Here is a 13,634-nt window from a genome sequence, read left to right on the forward strand (position 1 = left end):
TTTTTCATTCTTATATAAATTTAAGCACAATCTTTTTGAGTTTATTCTGTACTTTTCTTAGTAATCTCCAATTGCCACTGATGGGCTTGAAATTCTTCCAAGGAGTCAGCGATAAATACCTGTAAAATTCATCTTTAAAGGTTGGATTGAATTTGTAATTCAAAAAAATAGGTTTTATTTCAACAAAATGAATGAGCGAAGGAGCTTCATCTTTGTAAAGAGCAAACCAGTTCCATTTGGCATCTAATTCTAGCCATTTATTGGCAAACACAACATTCAAACCATATTGGTCAGCCATTCTTACGTATTTCTTGTATTTGATTAATATGGCAATTACTTTATTGGTAATGTCTTCCTCTCTCCACTTTTTGGGATTAATCAATAATACGCCTGAATTAAAATACTTGGTATCAGGGGTTAAACCTAGTTCTGCGTAGTTAGGTATGCCCGCCCATTCGCAGTCAACGGTTTTAGAATAATCCTGTACGGCACCAATAGTGTGTTCATTCAAAGGAATATTCCATAATGTAGAAATATCATCTTGAACGATAATATCTACATCTAAATAAATTAATTTTTCAAGCGTTTCATCAATGATATATGGAGCAAACAAACGAAAGAAGATACTGATGGGAAAGCTGGAACTATCGACAGGAAAAAACACATTATGAGGAACAATTTCTCTACTTTTAACCCATTTAATGGATAATCTTTCAGGATTGACTATTTTTTCAAGTTGACTTTTGGATTCAGCAGAAATGTTGTCTTCAATAATATAAAAATTTATATGTTCGTCCGTTTTATGGTTTATGTCAATAGATTTCAATAAAGCAGCAATCAACACAGCAAAATGATTATCGCTTGCCACTACTATTGTTATAGGCTTGTTTTGTTTCATACTGTCAAAAATTATATTTAGTTGTAGGGTTTAGGTTTTTAATAAACGTTTGTTTTTGGTTATATTAATTACTTTTAAAACAAAAGGTTGATTAAAACCTTTAATCAACCTTTTGTTTTAAAAAATAGAAATATCGTCTTTGAAAGGGCCGTTTTTTTTCTCTTTTTTTACCTTTTCAAAGGTCACCTTTTTCGTCTTGCATTCAGCTTTCAGTCCCTTTTGAATTTGCAAATTATGTTCAAAAAACTCGATTGCACGCTGTACTTTCTTCTTATTAATGGTTAAAAAATAAGGCTGACGCCCATTTTTTTGTATCAGTCGAGCATCCAATTTATAGATTGTACCCTCAGGAAAATCTGAAATAATTTTTGTAGGGCAACCAATTTTTAGGTCGCAAGGAATGGCTTGTCCATCAATGGTTTTTAACCTCGGTCGGTTACGGCGAGTATCAAAATACACCTTAGCATAAATGTCCAAGAAGATTTTCTTCTCCAATTCGGGCATTTCAGAAATTAGCGAAAGTTGCATTGATTGTTAATGGATTTTAATGGTTTTGATAAAATTATAAACAATTATTGAAATTTTCAATAGTATGGCGATTTTTACTTAGAAGTAAAAAACCATTTTGAAATAATTTACTTTTTACCATTAAAAAAGTTAAATGTTCCTAGCGCATAATCCTGCAAAGTAGACCCATGAGTACCACCTGCTTTGGTTATCAATGTCACATTGCCACCTTTTGCTTTCATGGCAGCATAAGCTGTAGTAGCATTCAGATAGAATACTTGCTGGTCGGCATCGCCATGATAAAGTTGAGTTTCTGTTTTAGGAGCCCAATCAAAAACATCATTATCTTTTACCGCATTCAAGAACTGAGTATCCGTTCCATCATTCACATTTTTCTTGAAGGCATCTGCAAAAGTCAAATTGAAGCTAACAGATACATTCGCATTGTTGCCATTAGTCTGAATATCTGTAGCATAAGGCTCTTTGAAATAGGTATTCATGGCTCTGTTTAATCCGTAGATGCGGTTATACGTTTGAACAACCCAAATATAAAGCTGATTGTATGTCGAAATACCATGAGTGGTTTCATTTATTAAATACTTCATGAAGGCTGTTTTGTTGTAAGCCCCAGCTCCACAAGAAGATGCCACTAAATTGAATTCTGTTGAGTATTGCTCTTCTATTTTCTTTTGTAAAGACATCGTCGCAAAACCACCTTGAGAATATCCTGTAATCATTAATTTCTTACTCCAATTTAATTTTTCATTCGTAATAAATTCTTTTGAAGCACGAATCATGTCTAAACTAGCTTGTGCTAAACTTTCACGATGCTCGTATGGATGGGTAATGCTTTTAGAGGTTCCATAGCCAATATAATCAGGACAAGCTATGATATAGCCGTTTGAAGCAAACAAAGAGGCGATAGAATATGATTCACTACTTGTACCATAATTAGAAGGAGCGTCGTTATCTGAACGAATAGTGCCGTGTTGTTGGCTAATTAAAGGAATGGCTTCGGTAGTCTGGGGAACAATCAGTGCACCCGACGCCTGAATTTCGGTTCCATCTGTATTCTTTGTTTTATAAACAATTTTATAAGCCTTAATATCATATTTCAATAAACCATTGATAAAAATCGCAACGATTGGGTCGTTTACACCACCAGTTAATACTTCTGTTCTGGTTTTTAATACATCTTTTGAATAAGAACCAATAAGCGTACTACCAACTAGATACTGATTGCTCGGAGTAGGGTCTGGCGTAGGAGTATCATCACTTTTACAGCTTGAAATCCAAATATTAAAGCAAAAAAACAGGAAGTATAATACTATCTTATTGTGTTGAGGTTTTTTCATTGTTCTTTTTTATGGTTTATAACGAAGAAAATAAAATATTATTTAAGCAACAAAGATTAGTTTAGGCAATTTATTTGGTGAAACTAAAAAAAATAAAATTTATGATTAAACCATTACCATTTACGCTAATCTAAGCGTTTTATATGAATTATCTAAGGTTAACATGAACTATGGAAATCAAAGTTACCACAAAAGAAATTAATTCCAGATAAGTCGCACAATTATTCGTGCTTGTCTCAAAACTGATTGCTTAGATAACGGTTTTTCTAATTTGTGTTAAAATAAAAATCAAATTTTTGCTATGAAAAAAATAATTATTCTCTTAGCCCTAGTCCTATTTTGTTCAAAACTCTCTGCTCAGACGACCATCAACGGTGAAATCAGAGAGATGGCGACACAGAAAATACTTAAAAGTGCTTATGTCTCGCTTGTTAACCTTGCAGATTCTACCAAAAAAAGAACAGTGCCTACGGATGAAGCTGGTAAGTTTCAATTCACTCAGGTAGGAGCAGGGAATTACTCTGTTCGAGTAAGTTTTCTAGGATATAAAGAATACAGACAAGCAGTTACGGTTGCCGATGAAGCGAATATTCCGTTAGCAACCATGTTTTTGATTGAAGATAGCCAAACCTTGAATGAAGTACAGGTAGTAGGACAGGTAGCTGCTGTCATTCAGAAAAAAGATACGTTACAATTTAATGCTAGAGCCTATAAGGTAAACCCAGATGCCAATGCCGACGAATTGATTGAAAAACTTCCAGGAGCTGTTGTTGAAAATGGCAAGATGCAGATTCAAGGGGAAGAAGTAAAGCAGGTAATGATTGATGGAAAGCTTTTCTTTGGAAAAGATGCTACAGCAGCCATGAAAAATATTCCTGCTGAAGTAATTGATAAAATTCAGGTATTTGATCAGTTGAGTGAGCAGTCGCAATTGACAGGGTTAGATGATGGTAATACCACAAAAACAGTTAATATCACAACTCGTCCTGATATGAGAAATGGTGTTTTCGGACGTAATGCAGCGGGTGTCGGAACAAATGATACTTACAGAGTAACATCAAGTATCAATAGATTCAAAGGAAATAGTCGTCTGACGCTTTTATTTCAATCAAATAATATCAATCAGCAAAACTTTTCTTCTGAAGACCTTATTGGTGTAGCGAGTGGAAGCGCACAATCGCGTAGAGGCGGTGGTGGCGGAGGAGGAAACCGTGGTGGCGGTGGAGGTGCTGGTGGCGGCGGTGATAATTCTGGTAATTTCTTAGTTAATAACCAGCCTGGTTATAATTCAACAAATGCCTTTGGTCTGAATTATTCTAACGAATGGGGAACAAAACTAAAGTTGCAAGGAAGTTATTTCTTAAATCAAGCGAGTAATTCAATTGTTGAGAAAACCTACCAACAGTATATTCAAAGCTCAAATACAGGACAAACCTATAGTGAAAACAGTAGTTCAAGTTCAAACAGTTTGAACCATCGTGCCTATTTTAGATTAGAATATAAAATAGATGATAACAATTCATTGGTGATGACTCCCAACCTAAGTTTTCAGACTACTGATGCTAACTCTGGGTATGATGGGGTAACCAATTTTAATACTACTAAATTGAATGATGTTACTAATAAAAATGCTAGTAATAATCATGCTATCAATTTTTCAAATAACATTTTATTCAGACACCGATTTGCCAAAATGGGTCGTTCTTTGACTTTCAATGTTACTACTACGTATAATGATAGAAACGCTGACGGTTCATTAAGATCAGTTAATAATTTTTATGGTACTAATCCATCAGCCAGAATTCTAAATCAGCGTTCTCATACTGATGCTAATGGTTTTGGATTATCATCAAGTTTGTATTATTCAGAACCTATCAGTAAACAAAGTGCTGTTTTCTTGAGTACAAGTTTTGGCTATAATGAAAACCAATCTGAAAAATATGCTTACAATTTCTCGGATGCAGAGCAAACGTATAGTCGTTTAGATACACTTTTGAGTAACGTTTTCAATAGTGACTATTACAATTATAAAATTGGAACAGGGTTTCGTCAGTTTTCAAGAACGATGAATATTTCAGCAGAAGTACGTTATCAAAATGCCCATTTAATGAATGAGCAAATATTCCCTAAAGTGTATAACCTAGATAAAAGCTTTAATAATATTTTGCCTTCATTCTCGATGCGTTATAATATTAGTGGCAATGCTAAATCTATCCGTTTTAATTACCAGACACAAACACAACAGCCAAGCATTAGTCAGTTGCAAGAGGTAGTAAATAATAACAACCCATTGAAATTGTCGACAGGTAATTCAGCCCTTACGCAGGAATATCAACACCAACTTTCGTTGCGTTATACAGCAACTAGCCCAACTACTTTCTCAAACTTTGTTACTTTGATGAGTGCCAACTTTGTGATGGGAAATATTACTAACAGTAGCTTTATTGCAGCCAGAGATACCGTAATCAGTAGAGACATTATATTGAAAGCAGGTTCTCAATTATCACGACCAGTTAATTTAGATGGTCAGTATTCTTTAAGAGGGTTTATGTCTTATGGCTTCCCAGTGAAGGCTATTAAATTAAACATTAATACCAACCTTACCGCTAGTTTATCGCGTACACCGGGTTTAATCAATAATGTTTTAAATTATAGCGATTCTCAGCGATATGCCTTCGGCTTGGTAGTGAGTAGCAATATTAGTCCAAATGTTGACTTTACGATTTCGTCAAATTCAAATATTAGCTATGTTCAGAATACAGTTTCTTCAAGTTTGAATAATAATTATTTTAATCAAAACTTGAAAGTACGTTTGAATGTTATTTTCTGGAAAGGTCTTGTCTTTAATACAGATGCTACTTATTATTCAAACTCTGGACTTTCTTCATCGTTTAATCAATCATATACACTTTGGAATATGGCAGTAGCCAAGAAGTTATTCGAAAAACAACAAGGCGAAATTCGCTTGTCTGTATTTGATTTATTGAAATTGAACACAAGTATCCAAAGAAATATTACAACGACGTATATTGAAGATGCACAATCGAATGTTCTGCAACAATTCTTTATGCTTACGTTTAGCTATAATTTGAAGAAATACTGGAAGAGTTAGGTATTTAATTGTGAGTTAGTGATTTATTGATTAGAATATTTTTAGGTTTCTCAAAAAACATAGATTTTTACTAACTTAGAGAAGAATAAAGAATTTTTAATTACTTGTGCTTACCTAAAATAGATTGATATAAATTTCAATCTATTTTAGGTAAGCACATTATAGTTGAGATATCAATACTTAAAGCTATACTCCTACAAAAACTGCTTCCAAAGAATCAACAGCCCCGAAATAATAAAAATAATCCCTGCTACTTGATTGATTCTCCTTAAAATTGTAGGTGTTAATACCTTCTTCATTTTCTGCGCATAAAACGCAATCAGTGATTCAGCCAACATCGTGGCACACAAACTAGCTACAAAAAAAATGATGGTTTCGTTGATACTAAACCCTTCTACACCAGTTAAGTAAGTAGAAGTCGTGAAAACGGCAATGTAATTTGAAGGATTCAATAAATTCAATAAAATCCCTGAAATAAAGTAGTAAAGAAAAGAACCAAACTTCGATTTAGGATATACCAATTGGGTTTGCTGTTTAAACAAACTATTGAACCCAAGAATAAACAGAATAGATGCCCCAACGATGGCAATAATAATATTGAAATATTGAAACTTTGGTAGAAAACTAGTGCCAAATACTGCAAAAAACATCAAAATAGCGTCCGCAGCTGTTACTCCTCCAGCAATCAACACTCCTCTTCTAAACCCAATATCAATACTGGTTTGTATCAATCTGAAAAACGCTGGCCCAAAAGTAAAGCACAATAAGAACCCATAAAGGAATCCAAAAACAATCGCATTAATTATCATAAACTTAAATTCCTTTCAAACGTGCCACTTTCAGAATTGTTGCAATGCTTAATGAATCCGTAATTTCCGAATCCATGACCATTCTGATTGCTTCAACTAAACTCACTTTCTTCAACACCAAAATCTCTGTATCATCTGGTTCCGACTCTCCATAGGTTAAGCCTTCTGCCAAAAACATAAAACCAACCTCGTCGGTTACCGAATTTGAGGTATGAAGTTTTCCTAGTTCCGTCCAGTTTTGGGCTTCTATGCCTGTTTCTTCTTTTAATTCTCGTCGTGCAGATTCCAGAATGTCTACCTCAAAAGAACCTCCACCCATCGGAATTTCCCAAGTATATTCATTTAAAGTATATCGATACTGGCCAACTAACCACGTATTGTTTTCTTCATCGAGTGGTAAAATTGCGGCTGCCCTTGTTTTAAAATGAGCCACACCATAGATACCTGCTTCGCCATTGGGCTTAATTACTTCTTCGTGGCGAATATTTACCCACGGATTATCATAAACTTCACGAGACGATACCGTCTTCCAAGGATTATCAAAAGTTGTCATATTACAAAGGTATAATAGTCTGTTCTAAAATTAAAATATGAATTTCGTACCTTTGTAATTAAATACTCGAAGAATGTCCCCTAAATATAAATTAATACTTACATCATTTGTAGTGAGTACACTATTGATGATTGTAAAATTCATTGCTTATTATTTAACTTATTCTAGTGCTATTCTAACGGATGCGCTCGAATCAATTATTAATGTAGTAGCCAGTGGTTTTGCTTTTTATGCGGTTTATTTAGCATCGCTCCCCAAAGATTTGAACCACCCTTATGGACATGGCAAAATCGAGTTTTTTTCAGCTGGATTAGAAGGTGTACTTATCACGCTGGCTAGTATATTCATCATTTTTCACTCGGTACAGGGATTTGTTAACCCCTTGCCTTTGAACGATCTAAACGTTGGTCTCTTGATTATTTCTGGTGGAGCCATTATTAATTATTATTTAGGCTATGTAATAGAGAAAGAAGGTGTTAAGCAAAACTCGCCAACGCTCATAGCAGATGGAAAACACTTGAAATTAGATGCCATGAGTGGTATTATTTTGATTGTTGCCATTGGTTTAATCATTCTCTCAGGAGCCTTATGGATAGATGGTGTTGCTTCTATCATTTTTGCTGTTTTTATGGGGATTAGTGGTATCAAAATTATCAGGAAATCGATTGGGGGATTAATGGACGAAACCAATGATAATATCCTACATAGTATCGTGGAAATCCTGAAAAATAATCAAAAGAAAGAATGGATAGATGTTCATAACCTAAGGATACAAGAGTACGGTTCCGACCTCCACATAGATTGTCACTTGACTTTGCCCAACTATTGGGTATTAGATAAAGTACATGATACTGTGCATGAATTTGAAGAAATTTTAGGCAAAGAATTTGACTCAAACGTAGAGTTTTTTATTCATGCTGACCCATGTTTGCCAGATTGTTGTCATCATTGCAAAATTGAAAATTGCCCTATCAGGCAGCATGAGCAGACTAAAAATATAGAGTGGAATAAAATAAATTTATCATTAAATCAGAAACATTTTCTTGAAGACATTTCATAAAGTTGGCATCGTTATAATCATAATAAGTTGTTTTTCATGTTTGAAGAGCTTAAGGATGAACGACGCAGCCGTTAATAAATATTACAGCCAACATCCACCTAAGCCTCAGTTTTCATACTTTACCTATGCAGGTAAAAAGTTTTTTTATGCTTCGTCGGGCGATAGTACTAAACCAATGCTTTTTTTGATTCATGGAGCCCCCGGAGCATGGCCTGGGTATAAAGAGTTCCTATCAGATAGTTTGTTATTAGTAAAATATCAAATAGTAGTGCCCGACCGTGCAGGCTATGATAAATCAGACAAAGCTGTAGTTTCTATTGAAGAACAAGCCAAAATACTGTACGAAATCATTAAAATAAAAAAACCATTAGAAGTCGTTTTATTTGGACGTTCGTATGGGGCAGCTATCGCAGCTAGAATGGCCGCTGATTTCCCGAAGATAATTAAGCAATTAATTTTGGTTTCACCAGCCTGCGACCCATCCACTGAAAAATTCTGGTGGTTTTCTAAACCCGTAAATACAAAGTTTGTACGGTTCTTTCTGCCAACATATATCAATACTGCCACCGACGAAAAATTTAGCCATGTGGCTGAATTAAAAAAGCTATTGCCTTACTGGCAAAAAATTACTTGTCCCGTTACGATTATGCAAGGAGGGAAAGATTGGGTTATTGAAACAACCAATGGGCAATTTGTGGCTGATGCCTTAAAAAATGCCCCTCATCGCTTGATTTATTTACCCGAAAACGGACATGGAATAACCACAGACCGCTATGAACTTGTAAAAGATATTTTGCTGGAAAAGTAGCGACTAAATGCTTTTGAGTCCTTAAAAATCTTCATTAAACATTAAAATTCCCTTAAAATACGCCTTTTACAATTTTCATTATAGTTCTTTCTGCCTAATATTCCTTAATTTTGATTAAAGCAAACGAACATCGTATGAGAATATTAGTAATAGAAGACGAAATAAAGACGGTGCAACTCATCAAACAAGGGCTTGAAGAACAGCAATGTGAAGTGGATGTAGCCTATGATGGTAATATGGGATTTCAGCTAGCTTCTCGCAATCATTATAATTTAATTATCTCTGATATCATCTTACCCGGCATTAATGGTCTAGAGCTTTGTAAGAAGCTACGGGCAAATGGCATTTCTTTTCCAATACTTCTTCTCACAGCCCTTGGTACTACTGATGATAAAATCATTGGGCTTGATAGCGGTGCCGACGATTATCTGGTAAAACCCTTTGAATTCAAAGAATTAATGGCCAGAATCCGTGCTTTAACCCGCAGAAGCATAGGCGCTATTCAAACAGCTAATACCTTGAAAATAGCTGATTTAGAAATGGATTTAGAAAGTAAAAGCGTGTCAAGAGGAGGCAAAGAAATCGTATTGACGGCCAAAGAGTTTTTGTTGCTCGAATATTTTATTAGGCATCAAGGACGCGTAATTTCTAAAGCTGAACTGGCCGAAAAAATCTGGGATGTAACCTTTGATACGGGTACTAACGTCATAGAAGTATATGTAAACTTTGTCCGCAAAAAAATTGACAAAGATTTTGACACTAAACTATTGCATACGCAGATTGGAATGGGTTATGTACTGAAAATGCCAAATTGATGATTAATATTCGCTCCAGACTTACTTACCAATTCATCGCATTGGTAACTGCTATCTTACTGCTTTTTTCAGTAGGGGTATATTTCTTTAGTAAGCTATATCTTGAAAAACGTTTTTATAAACGCCTGCAAGACCGTGCTATTACTACCACTACTTTACTCTTCGATTTACAGGCAACTGATTCTACAGTACTGAGATTGGTCAATATTTCGGATAAAGAATTATTGATTGATGAAAATATTTTTGTGTATGATGAAATCAGTAAGATGATTGTATTTTCATCCAACAATGGCAATCTGCTTTCACGCCAACAGTTGTTGCCCTTGATGAAATCTGACCAGATTACTACCTACGCCCGTGTTGGCGACTATCAAGTATTGGGTATACACCTGAGAAAAGGAGAGTCTGACAACTGGGTAGTAGTAAGTGCGATTGATAAAAACGGCATAGAAGCCTTAGATGACCTAAGGCGAATCTTGATGATTATGATACTGGCAGGTATTTTACTACTAGGGCTATCAGGCTGGTTTTTTGCTGATAGGGCACTGGCGCCGATGTCTAGCATTATAAAACAGGTAAACGGTATTTTTCCTGAGTATGTCGCCAAAAGGGTAGAACATCCCAACCGTTCAGATGAAATAGGGCTGTTAGTCGCTACTTTTAATCAACTGTTAGATAGGATTGAGGACGCGCTAATTATGCAAAAAATGTTTATTGCCAATGTCTCGCATGAATTAAAGAATCCTCTTACCAAAATATATTCGCAGATAGACGTAGCCTTAATGCAAAAAAGGAGTCCAGAGGTTTATGAAAAAAGCTTAAATTCTTTAAAAGAAGATACTACTACCTTAATTCAGTTAACCAATACCCTTTTAAATTTGGCAAATACCATTGTCAGTTCAGAAAGCGTACAAAAAACACCTATCCGAATGGATGAGCTACTTTGGGAAACCAAAGGACAACTTCAAAAATGGCATGAAGATTATCAGGTACAAATTAATTTCTTAGACTTTCCCGAAGACGAAGAATTTTTAATCCTCCAAGGCAATGAAGCATCCCTAAAGGTAGTATTAATGAATTTAATGGATAATGCCTGTAAGTTTTCAAACGATAATACAGTAATTGTCAGCTTCTTAGCTAATGAAGAGGGTATAAAGATATCCTTCATGAACAAAGGCTCAATTATTCCAGCGTCGGACTTACCCTTCATCTTCCATCCATTTTATCGGAGCAATGCCACCGCCCAAGCCACCAAAGGACATGGTGTTGGCTTGGCGATAGTCTCACAAGTTACTCGCCTACACAAAGGCGACGTTACAGTGGTTTCCGATAAAAACGGAACCATCTTCACGTTATCATTCCCCAAAACCACTGAGCAATTTTAAGGTAAATTTAATGTGAGTTTAATTCTTGTTTAAGTTAAGGGTTGTTAGTTTGTATCATCAAAACAACAACAATTACTTAAACAGGAACAATCATGGAATCAAACAACAATCAAGGAGTATTCAAAATTACTATAGGTGTATTGATTGGTATTGTAGCTTTATTAAGTTACTTATTCATGGGAGCAAGAAACGAAACTTTTGAGCTTCAACATTCACTTACAACCAAAGTTGAACAGTTATCAAGTACTCAAATTAAACTAGACTCTATTGCTTTTGTATTAAACGATAAAATAGCTGAAATTAAAAAATTGGGCGGGAATGTTACTGAATTAGAAAACGTAAAAGCTCAGTTAGAAAATGATAAAAAGAGATTAAAATCTGATTTTAATTTCTCTGTTCAAAAATACGATACCAAAATCAAAGAATACGAAAATTTCTTGACTGTTAAAGATGACGACATTCGCAAATTGCAAGAAGAAAATGGCAACTTGATAGCTCGTACCAAAACACTTGAAGAAGAAAAACAACAAGTGGTTACTGAAAACACTGGCTTGAAAACTGAAAAAGCTTCGTTGGTTCAAACGGTTTCTGATTATTCTTCACAAAATGATGATTTGAAACGCAAAGTAACGATGGCAAGTGCTATGAAGGCTATCAATGTTCAAGTAGCAGCGTTGGCATCTAATGGTAAAGTACGTGAGGGAGGCTTATACAAAGCATCAAAAATTAATAAATTAAAGATTTCATTTATTATGCCTTCGAATCCTGTGGCTGAGAAAAATAGCAAAGAAATTTTTGTTAGAATTCTAGATCAAAACGGAGCTGTAATAAGCGAAGATGGTTCGGCAGGAGCAGTAAATTATGATGGAAAAGAACTAGGGTACAGCTTCAAACAAAGTGTTCCATTTGAAAATAATGACCAAAAAGTGGACATCATTTACGGTAAAAGTTCTTCTTATCAATCAGGGAAATATAACATCGAGTTGTATTCCGAAGGGTTCAAAATCGGAAATGGTTCATTTCAAGTTAAGTAATGATGGAATGAATAAAATGCAAAGACGATGTTGAACAAACATCGTCTTTAGTTTTTAAAAGGAGCAATGTCATTTTTTGTTCGGCACAATTATTTAATAACATACCCTAAACACACTAATGATATGATACTATACATCAAATTTTTTCAAATCTTATTCGTTTTCCCAAGCTTATTACTTTCAAGCACCATCGATGGACTACGAATTGCTTATCAGAAATTCAAAGAATTTCCTCTAGCTTATACCGCACTTTCTTATCTGTTCATTACAATGTCTTTTTGTCATTATCCAATTTTTGACCATTGGATAGCAGGTTTCATCATGATGAGCTCGCCCATTGCCTTTGTAGTAGGACTAATAGCAAGCGGTTATTTATTATACAAAAAACAGAAAGTAATGGCCACTATTGGCTTTATCTGGGTATTGATGGCCTTCCCAATCATGAAGCGTTTTGTAAGCATCAATAATACTAATACAGAAGAAATTACCTCTTTAAATACCTTAAAAGTATTGAGTTTTAACGGAGAATGTTTTGCTGAAAATGCAGAAGGAAATTCAAAATGGGGAGCGTTAAAATCGGATATTGCTTGTTTTCAGGAATACTCGCCCAATCAGCACCTTGAAGGGCAATACTCAAACAAGATTGAAAAACTAACAGATTTTGGTAAAGAACGTTCTGTAGGACTGGCTTTGTTTTCTCAGTACCCAATCGTTAATCAGTATAGTAAAATTTGGGATAAGGCCTATGGACCTAAAATCAATGGTTTTATCTGTGCAGATATTGCTTATGGTAATGATACGGTTAGGGTTGTAAATGCACATTTATGGTCGATGGGTGTAAGAATCAACCAGAGCATAGATGCCTTGAAGAATGGGGAGTTTAAACAATTTGCCTTGGAACTCATGGATACTTTTGATAAGATGAAACAAGGTTTTGAGTTTAGAAACGAACAATTGAAAGAGGTAGAGTCGTATGTAGCAGGTAGTAAATATCCTGTAATCATTTGTGGTGATTTCAACGAAACTCCCTTTGGTTATGCTTATGGAAAATTAAGTTTAAGCTTTAAAAATGCCTTTGAGGAGGTAGGTAAAGGTCTGGGATTTACCTTGAACAGACAACCGTACTGTGTGAGAATAGACCAGCAATTCTTTAGTGCAGAATGGCAAGTGCAGTCGTGTCACACTATTTCAGATTTTAATATCTCAGACCATTTCCCTGTGATGGCAGAATATGTATTAAAAAGCCCGAATAAGATTTCAAACAATTCGAACAATGTTTTTGTTTCAATTTTTTAAAA

General features: G+C 34.9%; 12 protein-coding genes. 7 read left to right on the plus strand and 5 right to left on the minus strand.

The annotated features are described in order from the left end of the window. Positions 1–10: 10 nt before the first annotated feature. The 3 genes from AC1RNE_RS01070 to AC1RNE_RS01080 form a co-directional block, all read right to left on the minus strand. Positions 11–898 carry a glycosyltransferase family 8 protein gene (locus AC1RNE_RS01070; RefSeq protein WP_492799210.1) on the minus strand — a complete coding sequence of 296 codons (888 nt, stop codon included), beginning with the start codon at positions 896–898 and terminating at the stop codon, positions 11–13. A 117-nt stretch (positions 899–1,015) separates the two neighbouring features. Then, positions 1,016–1,426 (minus strand): hypothetical protein, encoded by a 411-nt coding sequence (locus AC1RNE_RS01075; protein WP_492799211.1) that lies wholly within the window; start codon positions 1,424–1,426, stop codon positions 1,016–1,018. A gap of 107 nt (positions 1,427–1,533) precedes the next feature. Then, entirely contained in the window at positions 1,534–2,760 is a 1,227-nt protein-coding gene (locus tag AC1RNE_RS01080; protein ID WP_492799212.1) for an alpha/beta hydrolase family protein, read from the minus strand. A gap of 301 nt (positions 2,761–3,061) precedes the next feature. Here AC1RNE_RS01080 and AC1RNE_RS01085 point away from each other — a divergent pair, with 301 nt between their 5' ends. After that, positions 3,062–5,872, plus strand: coding sequence for a TonB-dependent receptor (locus AC1RNE_RS01085; protein ID WP_492799213.1), 2,811 nt, complete (start codon positions 3,062–3,064; stop codon positions 5,870–5,872). A 194-nt stretch (positions 5,873–6,066) separates the two neighbouring features. Here AC1RNE_RS01085 and AC1RNE_RS01090 read toward each other — a convergent pair whose 3' ends face one another. Together AC1RNE_RS01090 and AC1RNE_RS01095 are read right to left on the minus strand one after the other, a co-directional pair. After that, positions 6,067–6,681 carry a LysE family translocator gene (locus AC1RNE_RS01090; RefSeq protein ID WP_492799214.1) on the minus strand — a complete coding sequence of 205 codons (615 nt, stop codon included), beginning with the start codon at positions 6,679–6,681 and terminating at the stop codon, positions 6,067–6,069. 4 nt (positions 6,682–6,685) lie between these two features. Beyond that, positions 6,686–7,234, minus strand: a complete 549-nt coding sequence (locus AC1RNE_RS01095; protein WP_492799215.1) for an NUDIX domain-containing protein — start codon at positions 7,232–7,234, stop codon at positions 6,686–6,688. 73 nt (positions 7,235–7,307) lie between these two features. Between AC1RNE_RS01095 and AC1RNE_RS01100 the strand changes: the two genes are divergently transcribed. The 6 genes from AC1RNE_RS01100 (at position 7,308) to AC1RNE_RS01125 (ending at position 13,632) form a co-directional block, all read left to right on the plus strand. Then, a complete protein-coding gene (locus tag AC1RNE_RS01100; RefSeq protein ID WP_492799216.1) occupies positions 7,308–8,294 on the plus strand; it encodes a cation diffusion facilitator family transporter in 987 nt (328 codons plus the stop codon). Between the two features lie 55 nt (positions 8,295–8,349). Continuing rightward, complete coding sequence (locus AC1RNE_RS01105; protein ID WP_492799217.1) at positions 8,350–9,102, plus strand: alpha/beta fold hydrolase; 753 nt, start codon at positions 8,350–8,352, stop codon at positions 9,100–9,102. A gap of 134 nt (positions 9,103–9,236) precedes the next feature. Next, positions 9,237–9,917: a response regulator gene (locus tag AC1RNE_RS01110; RefSeq protein ID WP_492799218.1), complete on the plus strand. Its 681-nt coding sequence runs from the start codon at positions 9,237–9,239 to the stop codon at positions 9,915–9,917. After that, positions 9,917–11,302, plus strand: coding sequence for a sensor histidine kinase (locus tag AC1RNE_RS01115; protein ID WP_492799219.1), 1,386 nt, complete (start codon positions 9,917–9,919; stop codon positions 11,300–11,302). The genes AC1RNE_RS01110 and AC1RNE_RS01115 overlap by 1 nt, the downstream gene beginning before the upstream one ends. 92 nt (positions 11,303–11,394) lie before the next feature. Further along, positions 11,395–12,336: a DUF8428 domain-containing protein gene (locus AC1RNE_RS01120; RefSeq protein ID WP_492799220.1), complete on the plus strand. Its 942-nt coding sequence runs from the start codon at positions 11,395–11,397 to the stop codon at positions 12,334–12,336. Between the two features lie 123 nt (positions 12,337–12,459). After that, entirely contained in the window at positions 12,460–13,632 is a 1,173-nt protein-coding gene (locus AC1RNE_RS01125) for an endonuclease/exonuclease/phosphatase family protein (RefSeq protein ID WP_492799221.1), read from the plus strand. Positions 13,633–13,634 lie beyond the last annotated feature (2 nt).

Source organism: Arcicella sp. GW822-FHT02H01 (assembly GCF_058802005.1).